The sequence below is a fragment of the Kitasatospora sp. NPDC001527 genome (assembly GCF_040298605.1).
In the GTDB taxonomy this organism is placed as follows: Bacteria; Actinomycetota; Actinomycetes; order Streptomycetales; family Streptomycetaceae; genus Kitasatospora.
Window position 1 is genome coordinate 1 of record NZ_JBEPAM010000070.1, and the last position, 26,528, is coordinate 26,528.

Annotated in this window: 24 protein-coding genes, 1 pseudogene and 2 riboswitches; of the genes and pseudogenes, 19 read left to right on the forward strand and 6 right to left on the reverse strand. The window is 75.1% G+C overall.

Annotated features, from left to right (window positions below; genetic code table 11):
* Nucleotides 1-137 precede the first annotated feature (137 nt).
* The 3 genes from ABT238_RS35805 to ABT238_RS35815 all read left to right on the forward strand — a co-directional run bounded on the left by ABT238_RS35805 (nucleotide 138) and on the right by ABT238_RS35815 (nucleotide 5,331).
* Nucleotides 138-1,679, forward strand: coding sequence for an alpha/beta hydrolase (locus ABT238_RS35805; protein ID WP_350805238.1), 1,542 nt, complete (start codon nucleotides 138-140; stop codon nucleotides 1,677-1,679).
* A gap of 198 nt (nucleotides 1,680-1,877) precedes the next feature.
* Complete coding sequence (locus tag ABT238_RS35810; RefSeq protein ID WP_350805245.1) at nucleotides 1,878-2,309, forward strand: NADAR domain-containing protein; 432 nt, start codon at nucleotides 1,878-1,880, stop codon at nucleotides 2,307-2,309.
* A gap of 310 nt (nucleotides 2,310-2,619) precedes the next feature.
* The gene (locus tag ABT238_RS35815) at nucleotides 2,620-5,331 is read left to right on the forward strand and encodes an ATP-binding cassette domain-containing protein (protein WP_350805249.1); all 2,712 of its coding nucleotides are present in this window, start codon (nucleotides 2,620-2,622) and stop codon (nucleotides 5,329-5,331) included.
* Between the two features lie 37 nt (nucleotides 5,332-5,368).
* On the opposite strand, the gene ABT238_RS35820 is transcribed toward ABT238_RS35815, so the two are convergent.
* Complete coding sequence (locus ABT238_RS35820; RefSeq protein WP_350805254.1) at nucleotides 5,369-6,355, reverse strand: ferric reductase-like transmembrane domain-containing protein; 987 nt, start codon at nucleotides 6,353-6,355, stop codon at nucleotides 5,369-5,371.
* Nucleotides 6,356-6,577: 222 nt separating this feature from the next.
* Nucleotides 6,578-6,817, forward strand: a riboswitch (cobalamin riboswitch).
* Nucleotides 6,818-6,950: 133 nt separating this feature from the next.
* Here ABT238_RS35820 and ABT238_RS35825 point away from each other — a divergent pair.
* The 8 genes from ABT238_RS35825 (at nucleotide 6,951) to ABT238_RS35860 (ending at nucleotide 15,388) form a co-directional block, all read left to right on the forward strand.
* Nucleotides 6,951-7,922 carry a GHMP family kinase ATP-binding protein gene (locus ABT238_RS35825; RefSeq protein ID WP_350805258.1) on the forward strand — a complete coding sequence of 324 codons (972 nt, stop codon included), beginning with the start codon at nucleotides 6,951-6,953 and terminating at the stop codon, nucleotides 7,920-7,922.
* Nucleotides 7,919-8,941 carry a cysteine synthase family protein gene (locus ABT238_RS35830; RefSeq protein WP_350805262.1) on the forward strand — a complete coding sequence of 341 codons (1,023 nt, stop codon included), beginning with the start codon at nucleotides 7,919-7,921 and terminating at the stop codon, nucleotides 8,939-8,941. The genes ABT238_RS35825 and ABT238_RS35830 overlap by 4 nt, the downstream gene beginning before the upstream one ends.
* Nucleotides 8,938-10,203 (forward strand): ATP-grasp domain-containing protein, encoded by a 1,266-nt coding sequence (locus ABT238_RS35835; RefSeq protein ID WP_350564750.1) that lies wholly within the window; start codon nucleotides 8,938-8,940, stop codon nucleotides 10,201-10,203. Before ABT238_RS35830 ends, ABT238_RS35835 begins: the two co-directional genes overlap by 4 nt.
* On the forward strand, nucleotides 10,196-11,455 hold the full coding sequence (locus ABT238_RS35840) for an MFS transporter (RefSeq protein WP_350564749.1): 1,260 nt from the start codon (nucleotides 10,196-10,198) through the stop codon (nucleotides 11,453-11,455). The genes ABT238_RS35835 and ABT238_RS35840 overlap by 8 nt, the downstream gene beginning before the upstream one ends.
* Nucleotides 11,424-12,173 carry a class I SAM-dependent methyltransferase gene (locus ABT238_RS35845; RefSeq protein WP_350564747.1) on the forward strand — a complete coding sequence of 250 codons (750 nt, stop codon included), beginning with the start codon at nucleotides 11,424-11,426 and terminating at the stop codon, nucleotides 12,171-12,173. Before ABT238_RS35840 ends, ABT238_RS35845 begins: the two co-directional genes overlap by 32 nt.
* 72 nt (nucleotides 12,174-12,245) lie before the next feature.
* Nucleotides 12,246-12,328: riboswitch (cobalamin riboswitch) on the forward strand.
* Between the two features lie 179 nt (nucleotides 12,329-12,507).
* Nucleotides 12,508-13,467: an ABC transporter substrate-binding protein gene (locus ABT238_RS35850; RefSeq protein WP_350564745.1), complete on the forward strand. Its 960-nt coding sequence runs from the start codon at nucleotides 12,508-12,510 to the stop codon at nucleotides 13,465-13,467.
* Complete coding sequence (locus tag ABT238_RS35855; RefSeq protein WP_350805276.1) at nucleotides 13,464-14,600, forward strand: FecCD family ABC transporter permease; 1,137 nt, start codon at nucleotides 13,464-13,466, stop codon at nucleotides 14,598-14,600. The genes ABT238_RS35850 and ABT238_RS35855 overlap by 4 nt, the downstream gene beginning before the upstream one ends.
* Complete coding sequence (locus ABT238_RS35860; protein WP_350805281.1) at nucleotides 14,597-15,388, forward strand: ABC transporter ATP-binding protein; 792 nt, start codon at nucleotides 14,597-14,599, stop codon at nucleotides 15,386-15,388. The genes ABT238_RS35855 and ABT238_RS35860 overlap by 4 nt, the downstream gene beginning before the upstream one ends.
* Nucleotides 15,389-15,458: 70 nt before the next feature.
* Here ABT238_RS35860 and ABT238_RS35865 read toward each other — a convergent pair whose 3' ends face one another.
* Complete coding sequence (locus ABT238_RS35865; protein ID WP_350805283.1) at nucleotides 15,459-15,773, reverse strand: hypothetical protein; 315 nt, start codon at nucleotides 15,771-15,773, stop codon at nucleotides 15,459-15,461.
* A gap of 43 nt (nucleotides 15,774-15,816) precedes the next feature.
* A complete protein-coding gene (locus ABT238_RS35870; RefSeq protein ID WP_350564738.1) occupies nucleotides 15,817-16,161 on the reverse strand; it encodes a hypothetical protein in 345 nt (114 codons plus the stop codon).
* Nucleotides 16,162-16,696: 535 nt separating this feature from the next.
* Between ABT238_RS35870 and ABT238_RS35875 the strand changes: the two genes are divergently transcribed.
* The 4 genes from ABT238_RS35875 (at nucleotide 16,697) to ABT238_RS35890 (ending at nucleotide 19,417) form a co-directional block, all read left to right on the forward strand.
* On the forward strand, nucleotides 16,697-17,146 hold the full coding sequence (locus ABT238_RS35875) for a hypothetical protein (RefSeq protein ID WP_350564736.1): 450 nt from the start codon (nucleotides 16,697-16,699) through the stop codon (nucleotides 17,144-17,146).
* 191 nt (nucleotides 17,147-17,337) lie between these two features.
* Entirely contained in the window at nucleotides 17,338-18,003 is a 666-nt protein-coding gene (locus tag ABT238_RS35880) for a maleylpyruvate isomerase N-terminal domain-containing protein (protein ID WP_350805289.1), read from the forward strand.
* 248 nt (nucleotides 18,004-18,251) lie between these two features.
* Nucleotides 18,252-18,578: a MazG-like family protein gene (locus ABT238_RS35885; protein WP_350564733.1), complete on the forward strand. Its 327-nt coding sequence runs from the start codon at nucleotides 18,252-18,254 to the stop codon at nucleotides 18,576-18,578.
* A gap of 128 nt (nucleotides 18,579-18,706) precedes the next feature.
* Complete coding sequence (locus ABT238_RS35890) at nucleotides 18,707-19,417, forward strand: NUDIX domain-containing protein (RefSeq protein WP_350564731.1); 711 nt, start codon at nucleotides 18,707-18,709, stop codon at nucleotides 19,415-19,417.
* A 962-nt stretch (nucleotides 19,418-20,379) separates the two neighbouring features.
* Here the strand turns inward: ABT238_RS35890 and ABT238_RS35895 are convergent.
* Together ABT238_RS35895 and ABT238_RS35900 are read right to left on the reverse strand one after the other, a co-directional pair.
* Nucleotides 20,380-21,723 carry a serine/threonine-protein kinase gene (locus ABT238_RS35895; RefSeq protein ID WP_350805302.1) on the reverse strand — a complete coding sequence of 448 codons (1,344 nt, stop codon included), beginning with the start codon at nucleotides 21,721-21,723 and terminating at the stop codon, nucleotides 20,380-20,382.
* Nucleotides 21,724-21,918: 195 nt separating this feature from the next.
* A complete protein-coding gene (locus ABT238_RS35900; protein WP_350805306.1) occupies nucleotides 21,919-22,287 on the reverse strand; it encodes a hypothetical protein in 369 nt (122 codons plus the stop codon).
* Nucleotides 22,288-22,766: 479 nt separating this feature from the next.
* Between ABT238_RS35900 and ABT238_RS35905 the strand changes: the two genes are divergently transcribed.
* Nucleotides 22,767-23,126, forward strand: a complete 360-nt coding sequence (locus ABT238_RS35905; RefSeq protein ID WP_350805310.1) for a hypothetical protein — start codon at nucleotides 22,767-22,769, stop codon at nucleotides 23,124-23,126.
* A 293-nt stretch (nucleotides 23,127-23,419) separates the two neighbouring features.
* Here the strand turns inward: ABT238_RS35905 and ABT238_RS35910 are convergent, their stop codons facing one another.
* Nucleotides 23,420-24,472: a DUF4279 domain-containing protein gene (locus ABT238_RS35910; protein ID WP_350805316.1), complete on the reverse strand. Its 1,053-nt coding sequence runs from the start codon at nucleotides 24,470-24,472 to the stop codon at nucleotides 23,420-23,422.
* A gap of 389 nt (nucleotides 24,473-24,861) precedes the next feature.
* On the opposite strand from ABT238_RS35910, the pseudogene ABT238_RS35915 reads away from it, so the two are divergent.
* The 3 genes and pseudogenes from ABT238_RS35915 to ABT238_RS35925 all read left to right on the forward strand — a co-directional run.
* Nucleotides 24,862-25,131, forward strand: a pseudogene (locus ABT238_RS35915) (Rieske 2Fe-2S domain-containing protein); the annotation flags it as partial.
* 107 nt (nucleotides 25,132-25,238) lie between these two features.
* Nucleotides 25,239-25,910: a hypothetical protein gene (locus ABT238_RS35920; RefSeq protein WP_350805319.1), complete on the forward strand. Its 672-nt coding sequence runs from the start codon at nucleotides 25,239-25,241 to the stop codon at nucleotides 25,908-25,910.
* A gap of 362 nt (nucleotides 25,911-26,272) precedes the next feature.
* Nucleotides 26,273-26,407 (forward strand): hypothetical protein, encoded by a 135-nt coding sequence (locus ABT238_RS35925; protein WP_350805323.1) that lies wholly within the window; start codon nucleotides 26,273-26,275, stop codon nucleotides 26,405-26,407.
* The last annotated feature ends 121 nt before the right edge of the window (nucleotides 26,408-26,528 follow it).

A 26,528-nucleotide genomic window follows, 5' to 3' on the forward strand; every position in this document is an offset into this window, starting at 1 on the left:
CGGGGGGTTGGTCTTCTGGGGGGGGGGGGGGGGGGCCGGGGGGGGGGGGCCCCCCCCCCCGGGGGGGCGGGGGGGGCGGGGGGGGCCCCCCCCGGGGCCCCCCCCCCCCCCCGCCGAGGCACCCGAGGGGAAACACCGTGATCCGCGCCGCCAAGTCGGCCGCCGCCGTGGCGGCGCTGGCCCTGACCTTCCTCACCGCGCCGGTCGCGACCGCCGCCGCGGACCCGCTCGCCACGCTGCGCGGCCAACAGCCGCGCTGGCACGCCTGCGCGACCGGCCCGGACGACGCGGCCGGCGCCGAGCTCGACGCCGCCGGCGCCCGCTGCGCCGAGGTCACCGTCCCCCTCGACTACCGCCGTCCCGACGGACGGACGCTCAGCGTCGCCCTCTCCCGGCTGCCCGCCACCGACCCCGCCCACCGGCTGGGCACCCTGTTCTACAACCCCGGCGGCCCCGGAGTCCCCGCCCGCCACCTCGCCCTCGCCCTGCGGCAGGCCGCCCCGGCCCTCGGCGCCCGCTACGACATCGTCGGCATGGACCCGCGCTTCGTCGGCGCCAGCACCCCGCTCGACTGCGGCTGGCCGACGGCCGGCCCCGGCTCGGCCGGCCCCGACCGGCTGGGCTTCGACCGGGCCGCCGAGCTCGCCAAGGACCTCGCGGCCCGCTGCGCGCCGTACCGCGCCCTGCTGCCGCACGCCTCCACCCGCAACACCGCCCGGGACCTGGACCTGGTGCGCGCCGTCCTCGGCGAGCCGACGATCGCCTACCTCGGCTCGTCCTACGGGAGCTACCTCGGCGAGGTCTACCTCCAGCTGTTCCCGGACCGGGTCGGGCGGGCGGTGTTCGACGCCGCCATGGACCCGGACCGCTTCGGCCCCGACCTGACCGCCACCCAGGGCCCCGCGATGGGGGCCGCGCTCACCGCCTGGGCGGCCTGGGCGGCCGGCCACGACGACCGCCACCACCTGGGCGCGACCACCGCCGAGGTGCTGGCCTCGGTCGAGCGGGTGCGCCTGGCCGCCGAACGCGCCCCGCTGGCGGTCGGCGCCCACCGGGTCGACGCCCGGGCGCTGCCGCAGGTGCTGTGGACGGTGTCGGCCGGCGACGACGACGCCGCCTACGAGGAGTTCTCCGCCCTGGCGCGCGTCCTGCTCGACGCCGCCGAAGGCCGTCCGGCCCGGCCGACCGCGCTGCTGGAGGCGGTGCTGACCGGCCTGGCGGCCCCCGACACCGGAGGCTACGCCGCCACGCAGACCGCGATCATGTGCGCGGACCGCGCCGCCTCGCGCGACCCGCTCGCCTACTACCGCGACATCCAGGCCCACCGCGCCGACGAGCCGCTGTTCGGCCCGCTCACCCGCAACCTCACCCCCTGCACCTTCTGGCCGGCCGAGCCTGCGGAACCGCCCACCCGGGTGCGCAACGCCGTCCCGGTCCTGCTGGTCGGCGCCGACGGCGACCCGGCCGCCACCTACCCCGGCCAGCTCTCCGCCCACCGCGCCCTGACCGGCTCGCGGCTCGTGACCCTGCGCGGGGCCTACCGCCACACCGTCTACGCGGGCCTCTTCGCCGCCCGCGACACCTGCGTGGACGCCGCCGTCGACCGCTACCTCCTCGACGGCGTCCTCCCCGCCCGCGACGCCGACTGCCCGTCACCCCGCCCGTCACGCCGCCGGTAGGAAGAGAGCCGGCCTCGCGGCCCCCACGGGGTCCGCGCGGCCGGCTTCGCGTGCGTGCCTCCTTCCCGCCTTCCCCCGAAGACCGGCAGCGTGCCCGGCTGCGCGTGGTGACCGCCGCGCACCCGCGTCCCCGCGGACGGACCGGCGGAACCGCGCGCCCCGGCCGTCAAGCTCTACCACTCGTTCCCGAGCAAGCCGGTGGACGATCCCGGCAAGCTCGGCCTGCGCCACGACTACCCCGCCCCGATCACGGTCGCGGACACCGACTACCCCTCCGTCGCCCACGCCTACTGGGCCCTGTCGGCCGCCGAGCCCGAGACCCGGCACGCGATCGCCGCGGCGGGGACCGCCGCCGCGGCGCGCACCCTCGCGGCCGAGGCCCCCCGCCGCGAGGGCTGGGAACACGCCCGAACCGCCGTCATGACGCGCCTGCTGCGCGCCAAGTACGACCAGCACCCCGAGCTGGCCGAGGTCCTGCTGGCGACGGACGACGCCACCTTGATCTACGACGACATGAACTCGGCCTTCTGGGGCGACAACGCCGGCCGGGGCCGTAACTGGTCAGGGCGCGTCCTCGAACTCGTCCGCTCCGAACTGCAGGCGCGACGAGCGGGGATTCTCGGGGTGTGAGCCTGCCGGGCGCGCAACCCCACCGAGCCCGTCGCACCTCGGCGAGGAGGGACACCCTGCGCCCCGTCGCCCCGGCGGCGGTGACCGGGGGAGTGGGCGGGGGGAGTGGCGGGCGAAGCCGGTTGCCACGTGTCCGTTCGGGCAGAGCCTCGGCCCGGACGGACACAACCAGGCCTCCTGTCCGAAGAGTTGGCGAACCGTCTGGAACGATGCGAGCTCATCGGGATTGGTTCAGACCACATGCGCGCCGTGGCAGGTCCGCGGGGGAGGTGCTCCCCTCCCGCTGGGACGGCGGCGAGGGGAGCGGTGGATGGCAGTGGCGGAAGCGGCGCGCCGGATCGGGCGCCGGGCGGGGCGGCACGGGCTGGTGCTGACGGCCGTGGCCGTGAGCGTGCTGGTGGCCACGGCGGTGCTCGCCGCGCTGGCCGGACTGGCCCAGTCGGCCGCCACCGCCGGGGTACGCCAACGGCTCGCCGCCGACGCCGGGCGGTCGGTGGAGGTGACCGCGCGCTGGTCGGCGCAGGGCCTGCCGGCCGCCGACCCGGCGGTGCACGCCGCGCTCGTCAAGACGATGGGCGCGATCCCGTTCCGCACCGAGAACGCCCTGCGCGCCGCCGGCACCGTGGACCTGCCGCTGCCGCCCGAAGGGCGCCGGTGGGCCACCGACACCGCGCTCACCGTGCTCCCCGTCGCGCTGCCGGACGCCGCCCGCTACGCCCGGCTGCGCGGCGGAAGCTGGCCGGACGCGCCGGCTGCCACGGCCGCGCCGGCGGACACCGCCACCGGCGGCCACCTGCGCGTCGCCCTCCCGGAGGACGCCGCCGACCGGCTCGGCCTGGACACCGGGAGCAGCGCGGTCATCAGCTCCCCCGGCACCGGCGAGCCGCTCACACTCACCGTGACCGGCGTCTACCGGGCCGACCCGCGGGCCGCCGCGGTCTGGACCGGCCTCGGCGGCGCCCTCGGCGCGGGAACCGCCCTGATGCCCGTCGACGGCCGCCAGTTGACCGCGCTCCCCGCCTACCGCAGCCGCACGCTGGCCCTCTGGCTGGCCCTGCCCGACCCCGCCGGGGCGAGCCTGTCCGAACTCGCCGCGCTACGGGACCGGGTGGCCGCCTTCACCCGCTCGAACCCCGCCCGTTCCGTCTACCACGGCGGTCGGCCCGCGCTGGACGAAACCCAGGTGAGCAGCCGGCTGCCCGCCGCCGTCGACGGCCAGGTGGTGCCGGCCCTGACGGCCAGGTCCCTGACGGCCGTGCCGATCGCCCTGCTCGCCCTGCTCGCCGCCCTGGTGCTCGTGCTGACGGCCCGCCGGCTGGCCGACGCGGTCGCCGCCGAGCAGGCGCTCCAGCGCACCCGCGGTGCCGGTACGCCCCGGCTGCTGGCGGCGGCGACCGCGCAGTGGGCGGTGGCCGCGGTCCCGGCGGCACTCTTCGGGCTGCTGCTGGCCGAGCCGCTGCTCGCGGCCCTGCTGCGTGCCGCCGGGGCGCACGGGCTGGCCGCGGCCGACGGCCGGACCGTCTGGTGGGCCGCCGCGTTCGCGCTCCTGGTGCACGGCGCGGCCCTGCTGCTGCCGCTCGCCCGGCAGGCGCTGGACCCCGGGGCCCTGCGCGCGCTGCGCCGTCGCAGTCCGCGCCGGCTGGGCCTGCAGCGGGCCGGCGCGGACCTGGCGCTGCTCACCGTGGCGCTCCTCGGCTACCTCCAACTGCGCCACTACGGGGGCGTGGTGGTGACCGACACCAGCGCCGGATTCGACTCCCGCGCCGATGTGACGCTGGTTCTCGCACCGATGGCCATGGCCGTGGCGGGCGCGGTCCTGCTGCTGCGGGTGCTGCCGGCGGCCGGGCGGCTGCTGGAGCGGACGGCCCGCCGGGCCCGCGGGCTGGTGCTGCCGCTGGGCGCCTGGCGGCTGAGCCGCGACACCGGCCGCCAGGCGGTGCCGGTGCTGGTGACGCTGCTGGCGGTGGCCTGCAGCAGCCTGGCCGCCGGAGTGCTGGGCGCCCTGCCGGACAGCGACCGCGACCGGGCGCTCTTCACGGTCGGCGCCGATCTGCGGCTGTCCGGGGCGTCCGGCTCCCAGCCACAGCTGCGCTCCCGGTTGGCCGCGCTGCCGGGCGTGACGGGGCTCACCCCGGTGGCCGACCAGTCCGCGTTCGTCGGCAGCACCCTGGTGTCGACGGTCGGCCTGGACACCGAGGCCGCCTCCGTCGCGGGACTGCCCGCGCTGCGCCGGGACCAGAGCGAGCGTCTGCTCCCGGAGCTGCTGGCTCCGCTGGCCGGCGTACCCGCGCAGGGGATCGCCCTGCCGGGAGAGCCGGGCGCCCTGGAGGTGACCTTCCAGGCGGTCACCGACCTGCCGGTCCCGGCGCCCGGGCCGGGTCTGCGGCTGTGGATACGGGACGCCGCCGGGCTGTCCGAGCAGGTGGAGGTCCCGCTGCCGGCCGACGGCGCTCCGCACACGGTGAGCGTGCCGCTCGACGGCCGCGGCCGGGCGAGGGAGCTCCTCGGCCTCATGGGCATCGCCGGAGCCGCCGACCGCACCCCCGCGATGCTCTCCGGCGGCGAGCAGCAGCGGGTGGCGATCGCCGTCGCGCTGGCCAACGAACCGCGACTGCTGCTCGCCGACGAGCCCACCGGCGAACTGGACACCGCCACCTCCGAGGAGGTCTTCGACGCCCTGCGCACCGCCAACACCGAACTGGGCACCACCGTGCTCATCGTCACCCACGACGCCCTGGTGGCCGACCAGGTCGGCCGCACGGTGCGGATCCGTGACGGCCGCACCTCCGCCGAGGTGCTGCGCCACCCGGCCGCCGCCGGGGCGGACGGCGCCGCCGAGGGCCAGGAGTACGCCGTGCTGGACCGGGTCGGCCGGCTCCAGCTGCCGCACGAGTTCACCGAGCCGCTGGGCCTGACGCACCGGGTGCGGCTGGTGCTGGAGGCCGACCACATCGAGGTGTGGCCGGACCGAGGCCGGGCGCGCCCGGAGGACACCGAGGTCCGAACACGGGGCCGGAGCTGAACGGCCCCCCTTGGGCCTTGGCGTCACGCACGGTGACTCACCCGGTGCCGTCGGCCTGCCCGTCCGAGGCCGGCGGCGCCGTCGGACGCGCCCGCCCGCCGTCGTGACCGGACGCCACCACCGCGATCAGGCCGACCACGAGGGCCGCCACCGCCACCCGTCCGAGCGCCCGCACCACCCAGACCGGCAGCGACCGGGCCCCGTCCCGCCCCGGCGCCCCCAGCCGCCCGGCCCGCCGGGCCGGCCGCAGCAGCCGGGCCAACAGCAGTACGGCGACCGGGACTTGCAGCAGCCACACGACGGTGCGCGGCCACTCGCCGAACCACACGTTGGTCCCGTAGAGCAGGGTGTGCCAGACGCTCAGCACGTAGACGACGATCACGAAGCGGTGCAGCCGGCGCCAGGTGTTCGGCCCGAACCGGTGCCGCACGTAGAACAACAGGCCGAGCGGCACGGCCAGGTAGAGCGCGCCCTGCCCGAGCGGGATGGCGATCCGGCCGGTGCCGGAGTCGTACCAGCCGGGCACGAAGCTGTCGGCGAACCCCGACCAGAGCCGGTCGCCCCACGCCGACTCGGCCTCGTAGCGCACGAGTTCGGCCGCGAACATCAGCGCGTGCGCGAACATCAGGGCCGTCGTGGTCAGGCTCGTCGTGCGGTGCCAGCGCTCCAGGGTCTGCCGGGCGACCGGCAGCCGGCCGGGCCGCGGACCGGACAGCAGCAGCCCGAGCACCACCGTCCCCCAGGCCCACAGCAGCCCCGACCAGCCGAACGCCTGGCTCAGCAGGTACATCCAGTACGTGCCCGCGTCGTCCATGAACGGCATGACCGCCACCGTCGCCGAGGTGCCCGCGTCCATCCGGACGTACAGCAGCACGAACACCGCCGCGGTGACGCCGACCGCCGCGCTCGCGTCGGGCAGCGCGGCCCGCAGGTCGGCCCGCAGGGCGCCGCGCCCGGCGGGCCGCCTCCCGGCGGCGGGCGGGGCGTGCGAACCGTCGTCCCCCGGCGTCGTCCCAGGCAGCATCGTGGACCTTCCCGAACGGCGGGACACCGGTGGCGGTGTGCGGCGGGCGGTGTGACGAACCAGTGTGGCGGAGGGGCTCCGGCTTGCCGAGCCCCTATCCGGCCACAGTGGCTCGTGGGCCGACGGCCCTTCCGCAGCAGCGCCCCGACGCCCCGGCCCGCGGACCGATCGCAATTCGGACAACCGTCCGCGCGCGCCCTGCCACCGGAGCGCGCGCCCTCGTATGCTGATGTCCGCAGCCGGTTCGCGCCTCCTGTCCGACCGGACTTCGGCGGCGCGACGCAAGAGGGAACCCGGTGGGAATCCGGGACTGTCCCGCAGCGGTGAGTGGGAACGAAAGCCGTCAACAGCACTGGGCCCGGCTCCGCCAAGGCCTGGGAAGCGACGGCCGGTAGGTGTGCGCCGGTCCCCCCGGCGCACCGGCCCGCGAGTCCGAAGACCTGCCGCTGCGCCCGCACCCCCACGTGCGGGCTGTGCACGGTGACCTCGTGGACTGGGTCGGCGGTACGGACGGCTGCGCGGCGTGCGACGACGCGCCGTGCCCTCCTCCTCCGGGTCGTGACGCGGGGCTCGGAACGAGGAGGAGGACGTGTCCGTGACCGCGCGAGTTCCGCCCGCCCGCACCGGGCGACGGCCGGCCCGCCCCGCAGGCGGCCCGGGCGGCGCGATGGTGACCCCCACCGGAGGGGCCCGGCCCGCCCCGCCGCCGGGCGGCACGGTCTCCGGCGTCTGCCACGGCACCCTGGGCGAGCTGTACCAGGGACCGCTGCGCGCCCGTTCCCGCCCTGACATCGCGGTGGTGTCGTTCCCCGTCGACCGCCACTCCTGGGTGCACTTCACCCGGGGGACGGACCCGCCGGACCCGCTGCCGCTCGGGGCGAAGGCCGCGACGGCGGCCCGGCTGTTCCTGGAACGCTTCGGGCTGACCCTGCCGCCGGGCCGCTGGTGCGTGCACTCCGACCTCACCGTCGGTGTGGGCATGGCGAGTTCGACCGCCGACATCGTGGCGACGCTGCGCTGCCTGTTCCGGCTCTTCGCGCTGCCGTACGACACCGGGGTGGTGCTCGCCGTGCTGCGCGAGATCGAGCGGGCCGACAGCGTCTTCCTCGACGAGTTCGCCCTGTACCTGAGCGGCCGGCACCGGGTGGTGCGGCGGCTGGGCACCGGCATCGGCTTCCACACCGCGTACATCACCGAGCCCGGCACGGTGGACACCGCCGCCGTCACCGACCTGCTGCTCGGGCACTACCGGCGGCACGGCGAGGAGTACCGGCGCTGCCTGGCCGACCTGCTCAAGGGCTTCGCCGCGGGCGACCCGGCCGCCGTCGCGCGGACGGCCACGGTGAGCGCCGCGCTCTCCCAACAGGTGCTCCCCAAGGCGACGTTCGACGCGCTACTCGCCCACCGCGAGGAGTTCGGCGCCGACGGGATCTTCGTCGCCCACACCGGCTGCCTGATCGGCTACCTGCTCCCCGGACGCCCCGACGCCGCGCTCAAGTCGGACCTGTCCGCGTTCTTCCACTCGCTCGGCCACCAGTGTTCCTTCGCCCAAGGAGGCTACGGGTGATCCACCCCCACATCGCCGACGCCCTGAAGGTCCCCGATCTCGTCCGGCTCACCGACGGCCTCGTGCTGGTCCGGTTCGAGTCGATGAAGATCTACTCGGCGCTCGCCGCCGTCCGCCACCTGCTGGAACGCGGCACCGTCCGCCCGGGGCAGACCCTGGTGGACAGCTCCAGCGGCATCTACGCCTACGCGCTGGCGCTCGCCTGCCACCGGCACGGCATGCGCTGCCACATCGTCGCGTCCACCACGGTCGACGCCACCACCCGCGCCCAGTTGGAGATCCTCGGCGCCACCGTGGAGCAGGTCGTGCCGTCCCGCGACCTCAAGCTGGACCAGGAGCTGCGGGTGCGGCGGGTGCGCGAGCTGCTCGCCGCGCACCCGGACTGGCACTGGATGCGCCAGTACCACGACGACGTCCACTACCTCGGCTACCACGAGGTCGCGGACCGGATCGCGGCCGCCTTCCCCGGCGCCGCGCTGACCGTCGTCGGCGGCGTCGGCTCCGGCGCCTCGACCGGCGGGGTGGCGACCCGGCTGCGCGCCCTCGACCCGTCGGTGCGGCTGGTCGGGGTGCAGCCCTTCGGCAGCGTCACCTTCGGCAGCCAGGGGCACCACGACCCGGAGGCGATCATCGCCGGGATCGGCTCGTCCATCGTCTTCGACAACGTCCGCCACCACCTCTACGACGGCATCCACTGGCTGGACTTCACCCACGCCATGGCGGGTACCGTCGCCCTGCTGCGCGACCACGCCGTCTTCGCCGGGCTGTCCACCGGCGCCGGCTACCTGGCCGCGACCTACGAGGCGCGCCGCCACCCCGACCGGCTGCACCTGGTGATCGGTGCCGACACCGGTCACCGCTACGTCGAGCGTGTCTTCGCCCGGCACGCCGAGGCCCCCGACCCGGTCGCGCTGAAACCGGTCGAGGTCTCCGCCCCCGAGGAGATGTCCATGCCCTGGTCCACGATGGCCTGGCGGCGCACCGCGTGCCCGCCGCACCGGAAGGAGCGGGCGGCATGAGCATCGTCTGCCTGGAATCGCTCACCTTCGGCCTCGGCCACCTGGTGCGCGCCGCCGACGCGCTCGGCGAGCGGCTGACCCTGCTCACCGGCGACCGGTCCTCCTACACCTACGAATTGGAGCGGCTGCCGGCGGACGCGCTGGACGTCGTGGAGACCGACACCTTCGACGTGGACGGGCTCACCGCGCTGCTGGAACGCTCCCCCCGGCCACGCGGCCTGATCAGCTCCACCGACACCTGGACGCTGGTGGCCGCCGAACTCGCCGAACGGCTCGGCCTGCCCGGTCTCGACCCGGCCGTGCTGCGGCTGACCCGCGACAAGTCGGCGGTGCGCCGCCGGCTGTACGAGGCCGGGCTGACCCGCGGCCGGGCGGTGCCGGTCACCGGGGGCGGCCCGGAGGCGGCGGAGGCACTCCTCAAGGAGCCCGGCCTGCCCGCCGTCCTCAAGGACACCGCGGGCACCGGCAGCCAGAACGTCTGGCTGGTGCGCGACCCGGCGGAGCTGGACGCCGTCCTCGCCGAGGCCGCCGGGCGGCAGTTCCGCGGCCGGCTGTTCGCCGAACCGTACTTCGGCGGGCCGGTGTACAGCGCCGAGACGCTCGGCTGGGACGGCCGGACGAGGCTGCTGGGCGTCTCCAGCCGGCTGATGTCCCCCGAGCCGTACTTCCGGGAGGAGATCACGGCGTTCCCGGTGGCCTTCCCGCCGCCGCGCCGGGCCGCGCTGGAGCGGTGGCTCGCCGACGTCCTCGCCGCCGTCGGCTACACCGACCGCTTCGCGCACGTGGAGTTCGTACTGACCGCCGACGGCCCGGAGGTCGTCGAGATCAACCCGCGGATCGGCGGCGCGCTGGTCGGCGAGGGCCTGTGCCGCGCGCTCGGCGTCAACGTGTACGAGGCGCTGGTCGAGGCCGCGCTCGGCCGCCGCCCCGCCCTGATGGACGCCGAGCCGCCCGGCGGCCCGGCCGTCGCCTTCGTCCTCGGCTACCCGGCCGCGCCCGGGGTGTTCACGGGCGTCGCCGGGCTGGAACGGCTGGCCGGCCTGCCCGGCTCGCCCGCCTGGTACCCGGTCAGGTCGGCGGGCGACCTGGTCGAGCACCTGGCCGACAGCCGCGGCTACGCGGGCATCGTCTACGCGGAGGGCGAGACCGCCGAACTGGCCACCCACCACGCGGTCGCCGCCGCCAACGCCCTGCGGGTGCTGACCGAGCCGGTCGCGCCGCCCGCGGCCCGGGGCGGGGGCGGCGGGGCCGACGGTGGCTGACCGCACCGCCGGCCCGGCGGGGCTGCGCGCCGCGCTCGGCACGCTCGACGGACCGCTGCGCTTCCTGCTGCTCAGCTCGTTCCTGATCCCGCTCGGCAGCTTCATGGTGCTGCCGTTCATGTCGGTCTTCCTGCACGAACGGCTCGGCATGGGCCTCGGCACGGTCGGTGTCGTGCTGGCAGCGGCCTCCCTGGTGCAGTTCTCCGGCGGGATCGCGGGCGGCGCGCTGGCCGAGCGGATCGGGCTGCGGCGCACCATGCTGTGGGCGCTGACCGTCCGCACGGCCGGCTTCGTCGGCCTGCTGCTCGCGCTGCGCTGGCCGCCGCTGGCGGTCGGCGCGCTCGTGCTGACCTGCTGCGGCGCCGCGCTGTACCTGCCCGCCAACAAGGCGTACCTGGTGCGGGGCGTCGACGAGGCGCGCCGGCCGGCGTTCCTGTCGGCGGGCAACGCCGCCCTCAACGCCGGCATGGCGGTGGGGCCGCTGATCGCCGGGCCGTTCGTGCTCTCCTCGCCCGGCTACCTGTTCCTCGCCGCCACGGCACTGTTCGTGCTGGTCACCGCCGGCCACGCCGGGCTGCCCGCCGGGGCCGCGAAGGAGCGGGGCCCCGGGGCCGGGCGGGGCCTGCTGGCCGGGATCGCGCCGCTGCCGTTCGCGGCCAACGCGCTCGCCTTCTACCTGTACTTCCACTTCCAGCACTTCCTGGCGATGTACGCGGTCGAGCGGGCCTCGGGCACCTTCTACAGCCTGGTGCTGCTGCTCTGCTTCACGCTGGTCATCGTGGTGCAGCCACTCGCGTCCGACGCGATCCGGCGGATGCCCTACCCGCTCGCCCTGGCGGGCGGCTTCGCCGGGCTCGCCGCCGGGCTGGCCGTGCTCGCCGCCGGCACCCGGCCCGCGCTGCTGGCGGGCGGGGCGCTGATCACCCTGGGCGACATCGTGCTCTTCCTCAAGAACGACCTGGAGGCGCTGGCCCGCAGCCCGCGCTCGGACGCCGTGGTCTTCGGGCAGCAGCGGCTCGGCGCCGGACTCGGCGCCTGCGCGAGCGGCGTCCTCGGCGGACAGCTCTACGGACTCTCCGAACGGGCCGGCCACACCGGGCTGTTCTGGCTGCTGGCCGCCGCGCAGTGCCTGCTGCTGCCCCCGCTGCTGCTCGCGCTGCGCTCCCGCGCCGCCGGGCCCCACCCCCGACCGCACGACGACGAAGGAGCACTGAGGCCGCATGACACGGACGGGCGGGTTCCAGGACGATGACTTCTGGACCGAGTTCCACGATTTCCTGTTCTCCGAGCAGCGCCACGCGCAGGCCGAGGAACTGCTCGGCTCCTCACCGCTGCTGGACTTCCCGGCCGGCTCCCGGGTGCTCGACCTGTGCTGCGGGCCCGGCGTGTTCAGCGTCCCCCTGGCGCGGCGCGGCCACACGGTGACCGGCGTCGACCTCAGCCCGGCGATGCTGGAGCGGGCCCGGCGGCTGGCCGACGCGGCCGGCGCCAAGGTGACGTTCGTGCGGGCCGACGCGCGCGCGTACGACGCGCCGGGCGAGTTCGACGTGGTGCTCAACATGTTCACCTCCTTCGGCTACTTCGAGGACCCCGCCGACAACGCCCGGGTGCTGCGCACCATGCACGACAGCCTGACGCCCGGCGGCACGCTCGTCCTCGACCTGGCCGGCAAGGAACTGCTGGCCCGCCGGGTCACCCCGCCGAAGGTGGTGCGGCGCGGCGAGGACCTCGTCGTCCAGACCGACACGGTGCTGGACGACTGGGCGCGGCTGCGCAGCGACTGGGTGATGGTGCGGGGCGAGCGCGTCACCCGCGCCACCCTGGTGTGGTTCGTCTACAGCGCGGTGGAGCTGCGCCGGATGGCCGAGGAAGCGGGGTTCGAGCGGATCGAGGTGTTCGGCGGCTTCGACGGCCGCCCGTACGACGAGAACGCCGAGCGGTTGGTGCTGCGGGCGATCCGCCCGGCGTGACGACCGGGCCGGGGGCGTGCGCGCCCCCGGCCCCGGCCGGGCACCACCACCACGACACCGCCGCGACGGGGACAGGAAGCCGGTGCGAGTCCGGCACGGTCCCGCCACTGTGACCGGGGAGGGCGCGCCGCGCCGCCCCGGGAGTCAGGACACTGGCCCGTCGCGGGCCCGTTCCGAGGAGCGCGGACTCCCCAGGAGGCTTGCTGTGCACGACCGTTCCAGCTGTCCTACCCGTCCTCTCCGTCCTACCCGTCCTCTCCGCTTTCTCCGTCCCGTCCGTCCTGCGCGTCCGGCCCGCGCGCGCCGCGCCGGGCGCGGCGCCGCGGCCCTCGCCATGGCCGCCGCGCTGCTGGCCGCGGCCGGCTGCGGCACCCCGGCCCGCAGCGGCCCGGCGGCGGGCGGAGCCCCGGCGGCCGGCGGCTTCCCCCTCACCGTCCGGAACTGCGGCGTCACCACCACCTACGACCGGCCGCCCGCCCGGGTCGTCACCGTCCACCAGCACCCGGCGGAACTGCTGCTCTCGCTCGGGCTGCGCGACCGGATGGTCGGCACCGCCTTCCCCGACTCGCCCGTCCTGCCCGCGCTGCGCGAGGACTACGCGTCGATCCCGGTCCTGGCGGCGAAGGAGCCGTCGTTCGAGAAGATCCTGGAGGCCGACCCGGACCTCGTCTACGGCGGGTACGGCAGCGCCTTCGCCGAGAACGAGGGCCGCTCGCGCAAGGCGTTCACCGACGCCGGGATCCGGACCCATCTGAACCGCGAGTACTGCGGCGAGCGGCGGGTCACCATGGCGGACACCTACGAGGAGGTCCGCACCCTCGGCCGGATCTTCGGCGTCCAGGAGCGCGCCGAGGCCCTGGTCGCGGACCTGGAGGGCCGCGTCGCCGGGGCGGCCGGCGCCGTCGCGGGCACCCCCGGGGTACCGGTCTTCGTCTACGACAGCGGCGACAAGGCGCCGTTCACCGCGGGCGGCCGGAGCCTCGGCACCGAGCTGATCCGGCTGGCCGGCGGCCGGAACGTCTTCACCGACCTCGACGCCGTCTTCGGCGACGTCTCCTGGGAGCAGGTCGTCGAGCGCCGGCCGGAGGTCATCGCCGTGTACGACTACGCCGACGCCGGGAGCGTCGAGGAGAAGGAGCGGTTCCTGCTCGCGCAGCCGGCCCTGGCGGACGTGCCGGCCGTGAAGAACCGGCGGTTCGTCGTCCTGCCGCTGACCGCGGCCCTGGTCGGCGTCCGGTCCGCGTACGCGGTGGAGGACCTCGCGCGCGGCCTGCACCCCGGGAGCTTCCGGTGACGGCCCCGCGCCCCGCCGCCGGGGCACCGGCCGCGGCCGACCCCGACGGCGCCCCGGCGGCGGAGCGGCCGCCGGCCGGCACTGACCGGCGGCCCGCCGCCCTCGCCGTCGTCCTCGGCGTGCTGGCCGTCGCGCTGCTGCTCTCCGCCGCCGCCGGGCTCGCCCTCGGCTCGGTACGGGTGCCGCCCGGGCAGGTGTGGGGCATCGTCGCCCACGCGCTGGGCGCCGACCGCTCGCCCCCGGACTGGTCCCGGGCCCGGGAGACCATCGTGCTGGACGTCCGGGCGCCCCGGGTACTGCTCGGCGCGCTCGCCGGGGCCGGGCTCGCCGCGGTCGGCACCGCGCTCCAGGCCCTGGTCCGCAACCCGCTCGCCGAGCCCTACCTGCTCGGCGTCTCCTCCGGCGCCTCGCTGGGCGCCGTCGCCGTGATCGTGTTCGGGGCCGCCCTGTCCGGCCGGCTGTCGCTGTCCGCCGCGGCCTTCGCGGGGGCGCTCGGCGCGCTGCTGCTCGTCTACACCACGGCCCGCGCCGGCGGCCGGATCACCTCCGCCCGGCTGGTGCTCTCCGGCGTGGCCGTCGCCGCGGTGCTCACCGCCGTCCTCGACCTGCTGCTGCTCACCACCGGCCGGGGCAACGAGGCCCGCGCCGTCCTCGCCTGGACGCTGGGCGGCCTCGGCGGCGTCACCTGGGACACCCTGTGGCTGCCCGGCGCCGCCGTCCTGCTCGGGCTGGCCGTCCTGCTGCCGCAGGCCCGCAACCTGAACCTGCTGCTCGCCGGGGAGGAGGCCGCCGCGACCATGGGGCTGGACGTGGCGCGCTACCGGGCCCGGATGTTCGTCCTGCTCTCGCTGGTCACCGGCGTGCTGGTGGCGGCGGCCGGGCCGATCGGCTTCGTGGGCCTGATGCTTCCGCACGTGGTGCGCCTCGTCGTCGGCGGCGACCACCGGAGGGTCCTGCCGACCGCCGTGCTCGGCGGCGCGGTCTTCCTCGTCTGGGCCGACATCGCGGCCCGGGTGGTCGCCGCGCCCGTCGAGATCCCGGTCGGCGTGCTCACCGCGCTCTGCGGCGGCCCGTTCTTCCTCTGGCTGATGCGCCGCGACGCCCGCCGGGCCGCCGGCCGGGGCGCGTCGTGAGCGCGGCCGACCTCGCCGTCGACGGGGTCACCCTCACCGCCGGGGCCCGCCGCCTGGTCGAGGACGTCTCGCTCGCCGCGCGGCCCGGCGAGGTGGTCGGCCTGGTCGGACCGAACGGCAGCGGCAAGTCCAGCCTGCTGCGTGCCGTCTACCGGGTGCTGCGCCCCGAGGCCGGGCGGGTCCTTCTCGACGGCACCGACACCCGGGCGCTGCCCGTCCGCCGGCTCGCCCGCACCGTCGCGGCGATGGTGCAGGACCAGGTCGCGGACTTCGACCTGACCGTCCGTGAGGTCGTCGCGATGGGCCGCAGCCCGCACAAGCGGCTGCTCGACGGTGACACCGCCGAGGACGCCGCGCTGATCGGCTCCGCGCTCGCCGCGGTCGACGGCGGCGGGCTCGCCGGGCGGGCGTTCGACCGGCTCTCCGGCGGTGAGCGGCAGCGCGTCCTGATCGCGCGGGCGCTCGCCCAGCAGCCGTCCCTGCTCGTCCTCGACGAACCGACCAACCACCTCGACGTCCGGCACCAGCTGGAGGTCCTCGGCACGCTGCGGCGGCTGCCCGCGACGGTCCTGGTGGCGCTGCACGACCTCAACCTCGCGGCGTACTACTGCGACCGGCTGTACGTGCTGCGGGCCGGCCGGATCGCCGCCGCCGGGCGGCCCGCCGAGGTGCTCACACCGCGGCTGCTCGCGGAGGTGTACGGCGTGACGGCGGAGGTCGCCGTCCATCCGCGGACGGGCGCGCCGCAGGTGACCTTCCTGCCCGCCGGCCTCGGCCGGCCGCAGTAGCCGACGCGGGCGACCGCGGTCCCGCTGAGGCGAACCGAGCCGGTTCGCCTCAGCGGGACGCCCGACGTGGTCAGCGGGTACAGCTGATCGCGGCGTTGGCCCCGTAGTAGCCGGGCGCGAGCCGGTAGGAGTTCGCGTAGAGCAGCACGCACTGCTCGTTGAGGAACCCGCTGAGCAGCGCATGCTGGCGGGCCATCGTCTCGGCCTCCCGCTTCGCCTCCTTGGGGCTGTTCTCGTAGGCGAATCCGGTGAAGTTCTGCGTCTCCTGCGCGACGGCGCCGGTGGTGGCGGCAGCGGTGGTGGTGGCGTGGGCGGCGGTCGGCGCGAGCACGGCCAGACCCGCGAGGACGAGGGCGGCGCCGCCCCGGACGAGCATCGACTTCATGTCATTCTCCTTCGTTTCGTTCCTGGTGGACATCGGTTGTGCCTCAGCGCTGGCAGAACACCTCGGCGACGGCGGAGAACCATCCGCTGCCGGTCGACCTGACCTCGGAGGCGCGCAGGTAGCACTGGCTCCGCTGCCAGCCGGCCCTCTGGGCGTAGGAGTAGGCGACGTTGGCCGCGCTCTCGATGGCCGATCCCATCGATCCGCCGGTACCGGCAGCCGTGAACGTCGCCATCTCGGTCGCGGCGACCGCCCGGCTCGGGCCGCTCCGGGCGGCCTCGGCGCCGGCCGGAGCGGCCTGGGCGCCGGCGGCACCCCCGAGCAGACAGGCCGAGGCGACGAGGGCCACGGCGCTGACGCGCAGACGGACGGTGGGCGAACGGCTCATGGGAACTCCTCGGTGGTGGCTTCGGGCGAGGGAATGCGGCCCCGATCGGCGCGGACACTCCCTCAGGTCTTTGCCGCGGGCGGTGCGTTGCGGCCGGTCCCGGTGGTCCCGTTCGCGGCTGCCGGTCCAGTCTCACCGTGTGCGATTCGATGGGACAAAGCCCTTCGAGGTCCGTCGAATTCGGGCCCGTTCCCCTGCCGGACCGGCGGGGGCGGGACGGGCCGGGGCAGGTGTGATGAACAGCGCGAACGCCGGGGGAGCCGTGTCGGGCCCGTCCCGGACAGGAGGCACGACCGTTCCCGCGCCGGCGGCGAACCGCCGTGGTGCGGACCACGGCGGTCATCGGCGGTCATCGGCGGTGCGTGGCACCGGAGCGGGCCGACGGGCCGCACCGGCGCGTGGCCCGATCGCCGCGATCCCGTCGGCCGGACGCCCTGCCCCGTGGCGCGGGCCGCCGTTTGTATGCTGATCCACGGGTGGTGGCGGCCTTCCCGGACCACGGACGGTGCAGCGCGCTGCGGAGAGGGGCAGGGACATGCGGGAGCGGAAGAGGCGTACGGCCGGCTCGCTCACCTATTTCCTGCTCGGCGGCGCCTGCCTGCTGATCGCCGTGGTGATCGCGACGGGATGGGCGACGACGAAGGCGGCGCGCGGGGTGGGCCCCCTGGTACCGGTCCTGGTCCTCGGCGTCCCGGGTGCGGTGCTGACGGTGCGCGCGCCGGTGTTCGGCGTCTCCTACGGGCCAGCCGGGCTGAAGTACTCAGGGCTGCTCGGGGCGCGCTCCTACGGGTGGGCGGACATCCGCGAGGTCCGGGTGGCCGTGCTGCAGGGCAAGGTCTACTCGTCCGACGTCCCGGAACTGGTGCTGGCCTCCGGCGCGACGGACCAGCTGTACATGCTGTCGGGCCACAGCTCGGGCGGGACCAACAAGCGGGTCGGACGGCTGGTGGCCGAGCTGGAGGCGGCCCGCACGGCCGCCTCCTGACCCTGGTCGCTCCCCCCCGCGGCGCACGGCACCGGCAGCCTCCCGCCACCGTGCCACAACCACACCCCCGGCGCCCGAACCGACGCCGCACCCCAACGCCGCGCCCCAGCGCGACAGGCCGTCGTGGTCGCGCGCCGATCCTCGGCGTTCACGCCCGGGAGCCCGGGCGCGGGCGGTGGTAGCGTGCTGCGATGGGACTCTTCGGGCCGTCGTGGACGGCGCTGCGGGCGGCGGTGGAAGGGCTCGCGGCCGAGGACTTCGCCCGGCCCTCCGGGTGCGCCGGCTGGCTGGTCCGCGACCTGGTGTGCCATCTGGTGATCGACGCCCAGGACGTCCTGATCACCTTGGTGACCCCCTCCCCGGCGGAGCCGACCAGGGACGCGGCGTCGTACTGGCAGGTGGCCGACAGGCCGCCGGACGGCGAGGACCCGCTGGCCGCCCTGACCGTCCGGCTGGCCGCCGCGTACGGGGACCCGGCGCTGCTGCGCTTCCACCTGGACGACGTCGGCTCCGCGGCGGGGCGTGCCGCGGAGCTCGCCGACCCGGGTCTGCGGGTGAGCACCCAGGGACAGGTGCTCACCGCGGGCGACTACCTGGACGCCTACGTGCTGGAGTGGACGCTGCACCACCTGGACCTGGTCGCCCACCTGCCGCAGGTGCCGGGCCCGCCCGCCGAGGGGCTCGGCACGGCGCGGCGGCTGCTGGAACGCGTCGCCGGAGCCCCGTTCCCGGCCTCGTTCGCGGACGCGGACGCGCTGCTCGTCGGCACCGGCCGACGCGCCGCGACGCCCGCCGAGCGCTCGCAGCTGGCGGCGCTCGGGAGTATCGGACCGAAGCTGCCGCTGCTCCTCGGCTGAGCTGCTGCCCCTCTGCCGTGAGGGCCGCCCCCGTACGTGAGGGGGCGGGCGCGCCGCGGTGCACCCGGTCAGGTGAACTTCGGGGGAGGGCCCGGATCCAGGTGGGAGCGCGTCCGCCGTGGGAACGCCCGGCGGATCCGGGGCGGGGGCCGCCTGGACTGCTGCTCGAAAACGCCGCGTTCGCCACAGGCTCGCCGAGAACCGCCCGTGTTGAACGAGCAATTCGAACAGCGGCAGGATCCCGCGCCATGGACGACACCTGGAACACGCTCAACTCCCTTGCCCAAAGCCTCGATTCACACTCCTCGATGCTCGGTGAGCAGCGCTGGCTGGTGCAGATCGTGAAGCTCCAGGAGGAGGTCGGCGAGGTCGCCGAAGCCGCGATCGGGGCGCTCGGCGAGAACCCGCGCAAGGGGCGTTCCCATGACTGGGACGACGTGCGGAAGGAGGCCTGCGACGTGGCGGTGACCGCGCTCGTCCTACTGGTCCGGATGGGCGGGGACCCCCGCTGGTTCTTCGAGGAGCACCTGCGGATGGTCGCCGCCCGCACCCGTCCGCGAGCGGTCGCGCCGTAACACCCCACCGTCGCTTCCGCGGTCCCGCCGCCCGTGCCTTCGCCGACCTGCGCGATCTCGCCGCGGGCCGCGCCGCCGTCCTGCCCCACCGACAGAAGGCTCCCCACGCCGAAAGGACGCCCTGACCGATGAGCACCGACTTCACCGGCGCCGAGATCATGATCACCACCCCCGGGGGCGAGATCCTCCTCCAACGGCGCGACGACCGCCCGGACATCTGCTGGCCCGGCCACTGGGTCGTCCCCGGCGGCCGAGCCGAGGCCGGCGAGACCCCGTACGAGACCGCCCGCAGGGAACTGCGCGAGGAGACCGGCCTGGACGTCGAAGGCCTGCTGCCCTTCGACCCGGTCACCGCCGGAACCGACACGGGCGGCACCCGCCACTTCCACGCGATCGTCGACGTCGACCCCGGCCGGCTGGTCCTCGGGGAGGGGCGGGAGCTGCGCCTGGTGCCGATCGCCGAGGTGGCGGGCATGAAGGTCCCGCCGCACCTCAAGGACTACGTCCGACAGCTGGAGGGCCACCTGCGCGTCGGCAGGCCGCGGGTGTGGGCGCAGATCGACCGCCTCCACACGCAGCTCAAGGAGCACCGCGCCGGCTCCGGCGAGTCGCCGCTGAGGGGGCAGCTCCTCGCACTGACCGAGGCTGGTGCACGTGCGCTCGCGCTCGACGGACGGGCCAGCGCCGGCCCCGACCACCCGCACGCGCAGGCCCTCCGGGCCGAGCTGTGCGAGGCGATCGTGGCCGGCATGGTCGCGCTGCGGGCCACTACGCCCGACGCCGCGACGGTCCTGTCGGACTACCTGATGCCGCGCGACGGTTCCGCCGAGAGCCGGTGAGCGGAGACCGCGGTCAGCAGGCCGCCGCCCGTGCGGCGGCAGGTGTGGTCGGCGGCGGCCGGGCCGATCGCGGCGCTGCAGTGGCACGTGCCGGCCGGAGGCGTGGAGCGTGGTGCCGTCGGGGCCGAAGGCGAGCGCGTGCACGGTGTCGTCTGCGGACGGGAGCGGGACGCCGATCGGCTGGTCGGCGGCGAGGTCCCAGAGCCGGATGGCGCCGTCCAGGGTCGCGACGGCGGGTGTGCGGCTGTCGCGGGAGAACGCCAGTGCGGTGACGTGTCCCGGCGACGGCTGTGTGCGGGCCAGGGTCCCGGTGCGCGGCTTCACCTGACTGTCCCGGAGAACGACAGCCCCGGTACTGTCGCTGGTGGCCGGCAACGCGCCGTCCGCGTTGAACTCCAGGACGTCCGACGGCCCGGGACCCGACGTGACGGTCGCCGGCCGGTCCACTGACACGTCCGACACGTTGCCCATCGACGTGACCGGCAGTCCGCCGTCGGGGCGCACCGCTGTGCGGGAACCGCCGACGCCCGGAATCGCCACGGTCGGCGACGTCTCGCCGCGGAGGTCCCGGAACAGGCTGTTCTGTCCGGGACCGGTGAGCAGTGCCCACCGGCGGGCCGGGCCGATGGCGGCCGAGGCGGTCTGCCGAGGGCGGGACTTCCGGAGGGGGCGAGGCTGCCGCTCGGCCGCCGTCGCACCGTGTCCCAGAGCTGCAACGGTCGAGGGCCGTCGCTCGCTGATTCAGGCCTGCCGACGAGGTGGTGGCACAGCGCGGTCGGGTGGAGGGGCGCGGGGGAGGGGTCGGCCGGTTCCGCCCGGCTGCCCGCCTCCCGGTGATGCCCGCGAGCTCCTGTGGGCCGCCGTGCGCCCCGAGGACCGGGTCGAGCACGTCGTGGTCCACCCGCGCGCCGTCCCGGATCCGGTGCTCGGCGTCCATGGTTCCCGGGCGGTGTGCGGTGGTGTCAGCGGGTGCTGAACACCCGATGCGCGAGTGTGGCGACGACGCCTGCGACCTTCACCTCCACCACGACGTCACCCCGGGTCCATGCCGTTGTCGTGCCGTCGGGTGCGCCGAGCGTGTTCATCACGGCCACGGGGAGTTTCCCGCGGTCCTCCGCCTCGGGGATGAAGGCCACGAAGCCGAGTTCGCCGCGGTCGTTGAAGGAGTACTGGGCGTGCATCTCGATTCCGCAGAACGTCTCGGGGCCGGTGCCGGTCAGCCACCACCCCTCCTCCTGGTACGCGTTCGGGAAGCGGGCCCGGAACTGTGCGATGCCCGCTCCCCACGGCAGGCCGTTCCAGCCGTCCTCGACCGCCGTCGGGTTCGCGGCGGCCGGGGGCGGGCCCGCCGGTTCTCCGCGCCGGAGGGCGAACCGCGACAGGCCGCGCCGCCGTGCGGGCGGAGGCGGGCCGACGGGACGACCGAGGCCGGGGTCGGCCGGCGTCGCGGCGTCGAACACCATCGTGGTGACCGGGGCGGGCAGCCAGTCCCGGTCGGTGTCGGTGTCGGTGAGAGCGTGCACGATTTCGGCCGTCGTGGGCCGGGCGTTCGGGTCCTTGGCCAGGCAGGCGGCCACCAGGCCGCGCAGCTCGTGGTCGGTGCCGGACAGGTTCGGCTCCTCCCGCGTGATCCTGTACATCACGGTGGCGACGGGCCCCTCGTCGCCGAACGGGGCGGTGCCCGTCGAGGCGAAGGCGAGCACGGATCCGAGGGAGAACACGTCGCTGGCACCGGTGACGGAGGTGTTGCCGCGTGCCTGTTCGGGGGACATGTAGGCGGGTGTGCCGCGCACGGACCCGGCCGTCGAGTGCGAGACGGAGTCCAGGGCACGGGCGATGCCGAAGTCGATGATGCGCGGCCCGTCGGCGGCCAGGATGACGTTGCCCGGTTTGAGGTCGCGGTGCACCAGGGCGCACTGGTGGATGACGCCCAGCCCTTCCGCCAGCCCGGCCGCCAGCACCCGCAGTGTCGCGGCCGGCAGCGGCCCGTGGGCGGCGACCGCGGCCTGCAGCGTGGGCCCGGGCACGAAGGCGCTGACGACCCAGGGACGGTCCGCGTACGCGTCGGCGTCGACCACCTGGGCGGTGAAGAAGCCGCCCACCCGCCGGGCCGCCTCCACCTCCTGGGCGAAGCGCCGGCGAAACCCCGCGTCGTGCCCGTACGGCGCGTGGACCAGCTTGACCGCCACCGGCCGCCCTCCCGGGGTGCGTCCGAGGAACACCTGCCCCATCCCACCGGCTCCCAGCCTCCCCTCCAGCCGGTAGGCGCCTATCCGCTCCGGGTCGCCCGGCCGCAACGCTTCCATCGACTCTCCCCGTTCTCCGGCGGCATCCCCAGGATGCTGTCAGACGCGGACGCGCCACCGCTCGGGAATCCGCCGATGTTCACGGCCGTGCCGCGCCTTGGACCGGACCGGGCGCAGGGGTCCGCACCGCGGCGGGCGGAGGGCCGGCGCCAGGACTCTCGTGGACCTCACCCGTGCCCGTCCTCGTCTGCCGCTTCAGCAGGGAGCGGTGACGTTGCCGCAGTAGATCCAGCCGTAGAAGGTATGGGGCGTGCCGTTGCCGACGACGTACTGGACGTAGTACCACCGGTTGTTGGACGAGTTGTAGGCGTAGTGGCTCCAGTACACCGTCTCGCCGGGGCCCGGCCGCCACACCTCGGCGCAGGTGGCCGCGTAGCACTCCCTGATCGGGCCGTTGTTCACCGTGGTGGTCGGTGTCCACCCGGCGGCGGAGACCTCGCGCGCGCCGGGGCGAGGGCCGCTCGTGTCGGCCGCCGCGTACGCGGCAGGAGTCGTGGCGGTGAGCATCACGGCTACTGCGGCCGCCCCCACGGCAGTTGCGGTGATCTTCGCGCGCAGTCCCATGTTCTCTCCCCTCGCGGGAATCCTGTACGGACAGGTTCATGGTCGGGGCGGGAGACCAGCTCGATAAGACTCCGCGAGGAGGAATGGCCGATACCTCCTCGATGCTTGTCCTGTCCGACCGCCGGCCCGGGGGACACCAGCCACCGAGGCCGGCCGCGCCGCCCCGGCCCAGGCGCCCGCGCACCGCTGCCCGGCGGTCCCGCCAAGACCAGGTGGCCCCGGCCTCGGCAGTGAGCCGCGGTCACCGCCGCGGTCACCCCTTCTCCCGCGTCGCCTCTGCTGGTTCACCGTCAGGCTCGGTGTACGCGGTCGAACCGCGCGCCCTGCGCGCGCTCCCGAGCCCTCTACCGTCGCCGGGACGGGGCAATCAGAATGGCTGACGGGATCCGCACGAGAAGCCGGCGCCGGACTCGGGCAGGTGCGGAAGCTGGATCCGGGTAGTGACGGGAAGCATCGCAAGCCGAGCCACGGAGGAACTCATGCGTCTGAACGGTGTTCTCGCCCGCGCGGGGGTCGGGACGGCACTTGTCCTGGGCGCGATCTCCATGCCCGCCCAGGCGCAAGCGGCCGGCCCCGCCCATACGTCCGCCTCCTGCTACCTCTACGTCGATTCCAACGTCGGCTACATCAACATCCGCGCAACCAAGAGCTCCACAGGCCAACTGATCGCCAGGTACACGGGTACCCGCCTCACACCGCAGAGCTGCGAACACGAAGAGACCGGAGGTTGGTACCGGTGCAGCTCGGGCGCCCCTCAGTACAACACCTGGGCGCCGGTGATCTACAACGGTGTGAAGCGCTACGTGGCCGTGGAATGCAGTGGCGGATGGGGCGCTTGATCGAGACGTGACCGCGGGCCGTCTCGCCGTGCCGGCACGCCGCGCCGTGGGGGGAGGGGCCCGCACGCTCCTCGGCCGGGGTGCCGGCGGGCGCTCGTGCGGCAGCGCCCCTGGGTCGGTCGGCCCCGGGGGCCTCAGGCGGCCGAGTCGAGCAGGTCCGTGCCGACGCCGCCGGTGGCTGGTGAGCAGACGGGGGCGTCGGATGACCGGAACCCGGTCACCCTGCACGTAGACATCGCCGTCGGCTGCGTCGACAAGCTCGCCCCCTTCGCGGAGGACGCCGCCAACGGCCTTCACCGAGGGCCCTCTTGACGGCAGACCACACCGTCCGCCCGGCCGCCGAGCCCGCGTACGACGTGGTGGTCGTCGGCGGGCGGCCCGGCCGGATCCGCCGCCGCCCCGGCGCTGCGCGGCGCGGGCCGCACCGTCTTGCTCGCCGACGCCGCCACCGGAGCGCCGCCCGGGCCCTGTTCCACGACCTCGGCGCACAGGACGTCCTCGATCCGCGCCGCCACCTGCCCTGCTACGCGAACCTGTCGGCCTCGCCGCCCAGCACAGCATCCTCGACCGTGCCCGCTTCGACCGGCAGCTGCGCGAGCGTGCCCGCCTCCTCGGCGCCGACGTGGCCGAGCGCACCAGGGCCCGCCCCACCGGCCGCGGCGGCGACGGCACCCGTTCAGCCGGCCGACTTCGTCGACGGTCAGGATCGTCGCGCCCCACTGTGATCCGTCAGGGAGGAGGACTTCGGCATCGGTGTTGCAGACGTCGTCGAGATCCTCGTGCGGATCCGGGAGGAAGCGGATCTCGAAGTCGTTGTTGCGGACTCGATAGAAAGGGCCGTGCCATCCTGCCTCGGCGTCGGGCCGGTCAGGACCATCGGCCGTGTGATCGGGACCGGCACAGTCGTCGGGTGCCTGTGGGTACAGGTCAAGCGTGATGTCGAGGCCGAGTTCTCCGGCTTCTCGCAGGAGTGCGGAGGGGATAGCGCATCCGCCCTGGCCGCTCTCACTGCCGAAGCCGAGGAGCAACTCCAACGTGCAGTCAGCGGTCAGGCTCGCCAGTTCGTCGTGCTTGCCGACCAGACGACGGAGGAGTTCGGCGACGTGCTCCTCTGGCCATCGGTCCTTCTCCAGACCACTCTTGAGAATCCAGATGGCGGCCTCACGCCGACGGCTGAGTGGGTTCCGTGGACTTGAGAGGCTTCCCCGCTCGTACTCGTGATCAGGGGTAATGCCCAGCCGCACCGAGATCTCACTCGCGCGGACGGTCCAGCTCATGATCCGCAGGGATCCAGCCGACCACTTCGAGCCCGGCATCGGCGACAGCTCTATCGGTTCGTCAGACACGGCGACACCATGACAGGTCACCGCGCACCTATCCAGCAGGTTTCTCCGGAGCTGCGGTGCCCCACGTGCCTCAGACAGCGATCTTCAGCTACATCGCTGTACTGCCACTGGCTCTCCGTGAGTCTCCGGAACCAGCAGTGCAGATAACACGGGTGTCGCACTCGCCGGAGATCTTGATCCGGTGCGGGACCGCTCGCGCGAGTACCCGGCGCCATGCTGTGCGGGGCCTCGACGACCGGTTCATCGAGCTCGGCGCGCGCGACATCGACGGGCGGGGCTCGGGAAGCTCGCGGCGTACGGAGGTCCCGGTGGCAGGGACGGTGGTCGCCGCGGCGTCACCTGGCAGTGGTGATCATGAGGTCACGTCTACCGGCGGCCCAGGGTGGGAGGTGGTTGGTCACCCGGTCGGCGGCTTGCCCGGAGCGGGAGTTGACGCGAAGTCGCGGATCTGGTGCCGGGGCGGCGGCCGTGCCATCGCCGGGCCGGCGCTTCCGACGCCCAGTGGCTGGTTCTGCCTGGCCCTCTCCCGCGAGCTGCGCCGGGGCGCCGTGCTGACCCGGAGGTTCGCGGCCGAGGATGTCGTCCTCTACCGCACCCGTGGCGGAGAGGTCCGCGCCACCCGGCCCTACTGCCCCCACATGGGCGCCCACCTCGGCTTCGGCGGCACGGTCGAGGCGACACGCTGGTCTGCCCGTCCCACCGCTTCACGTTGGGGGCCGACGGCTCCTGCGTCAGCGATCCGGACGGTGTGCCGCTGCGCACCAGGGTGGAGCACAAGCGGGTCCTCGAACGCAACGGCTTCCTCCACGTCTGGCACGGCCACGAGGACGACCCGCCGAGCTGGGAACTTTGCCCGCCCTGCCCGGCCCGCAGGTGTGGCCCACGGCGCGTGGGCCGTCGAGGTGGACACCACCCGCAGGAGGTCATGGAGAACGTCGCCGACTACCGGCACCTCGGCACGCTCCACCGCCTGGCCGTGCGCCAGGTGACGCCGCCCACGCCCGAAGGGCCGTACCTGCGCTCCACCGCGGGCCGGATCCCGGTCTTCGGCGGACTCTCCTGGGAGAAGTCGACGCTGATGGCGGGGCTCGGGTGGACGCTCACCCAGCTCGAACTGCCGCGCTTTGGCATGGCCGTCCACCTCTGGGGCCTGCCCACCCCGACCGGCCCCTGGCGCACGGTGCTGCGGGTCGCGGCGGCCCGCGAGGTCACCGACCCGGGCCGGGTAACGGGCCTGAACCTCCCGGCGGCCCGCGCGGCACTGACCAGGGCCGTCGCCCGCTCCACGCTGCGGATGACCGCCAGGGTCATCCTTCAGGACGTGCCGATCTGGAACCACAAGCGGTACGAGCCCAGGCCCCGGCTCGCGGCCGGTGACCAGTCCGTCGGCATCTACCGGCACTGGGCCCGCCAGTTCTACCCGCCCGGCGCCAACTGACCGGCCCAGCCCGACCCGACCGACGGAACCCCACACGGCGGGCCCGCCCCCGCCGCCGCCGCGGGGGGGGCTTGGAGCGGCCTCGATGGCGTGCCCGTACGACCGGCGACGCCGTTCCAATGCGTGACGCGCGCCGCGCGCCTCCGCCGCAAGCCTGTCGGCCGTTGCACCGGCCGGCGAGGCGTCGGCGGACCGGTACGCATCTGTGGCACTCGTTCGGGCGGTTCCCTGCGGCGCGCGGTTGCCCCCCGTGGCGGCCGGGCTACAACTGGACGGGAGCGGCCCTGTCCCTGTTCACATCTGATTACGGAGCAGCCATGCGGAATCCCGACTTCTCAAACAGAATCCCGCCCGCCTACTTCGTGACCACAGGCATCGGCGACTCCGGCGACGGGGAACAGGTGCTGAACGTCCAGAACGTCTCCGGACACGACGTCACGATCCGGGCCGGCGAGTCGTTCCAGGTCCCGGTGTACACCGGACCGCCGGAGGAGTAGCCCATCGTGCCGGGGCCGAATCCAGGGTGCGGCCCCGGCAATCCCGCACACAGCGCAAGTCCCCAGGCAGGCCCCGGCCCTGGCCTTCCGGTCCGCCCCGCACGCGGCCCGAGGTTTCGCC

Bases quoted from the DNA above. Each gene is read 5' to 3' on its own strand.
- ABT238_RS35815 (WP_350805249.1), top strand. From the start codon at position 2,620: ATGGCAGTGGCGGAAGCGGCGCGCCGGATCGGGCGCCGGGCGGGGCGG.
- ABT238_RS35820 (WP_350805254.1), bottom strand. From the start codon at position 6,355: ATGCTGCCTGGGACGACGCCGGGGGACGACGGTTCGCACGCCCCGCCC.
- ABT238_RS35835 (WP_350564750.1), top strand. From the start codon at position 8,938: ATGAGCATCGTCTGCCTGGAATCGCTCACCTTCGGCCTCGGCCACCTG.
- ABT238_RS35845 (WP_350564747.1), top strand. From the start codon at position 11,424: ATGACACGGACGGGCGGGTTCCAGGACGATGACTTCTGGACCGAGTTC.
- ABT238_RS35850 (WP_350564745.1), top strand. From the start codon at position 12,508: ATGGCCGCCGCGCTGCTGGCCGCGGCCGGCTGCGGCACCCCGGCCCGC.
- ABT238_RS35865 (WP_350805283.1), bottom strand. From the start codon at position 15,773: ATGAAGTCGATGCTCGTCCGGGGCGGCGCCGCCCTCGTCCTCGCGGGT.
- ABT238_RS35870 (WP_350564738.1), bottom strand. From the start codon at position 16,161: ATGAGCCGTTCGCCCACCGTCCGTCTGCGCGTCAGCGCCGTGGCCCTC.
- ABT238_RS35875 (WP_350564736.1), top strand. From the start codon at position 16,697: ATGCGGGAGCGGAAGAGGCGTACGGCCGGCTCGCTCACCTATTTCCTG.
- ABT238_RS35880 (WP_350805289.1), top strand. From the start codon at position 17,338: ATGGGACTCTTCGGGCCGTCGTGGACGGCGCTGCGGGCGGCGGTGGAA.
- ABT238_RS35885 (WP_350564733.1), top strand. From the start codon at position 18,252: ATGGACGACACCTGGAACACGCTCAACTCCCTTGCCCAAAGCCTCGAT.
- ABT238_RS35890 (WP_350564731.1), top strand. From the start codon at position 18,707: ATGAGCACCGACTTCACCGGCGCCGAGATCATGATCACCACCCCCGGG.
- ABT238_RS35895 (WP_350805302.1), bottom strand. From the start codon at position 21,723: ATGGAAGCGTTGCGGCCGGGCGACCCGGAGCGGATAGGCGCCTACCGG.
- ABT238_RS35900 (WP_350805306.1), bottom strand. From the start codon at position 22,287: ATGGGACTGCGCGCGAAGATCACCGCAACTGCCGTGGGGGCGGCCGCA.
- ABT238_RS35905 (WP_350805310.1), top strand. From the start codon at position 22,767: ATGCGTCTGAACGGTGTTCTCGCCCGCGCGGGGGTCGGGACGGCACTT.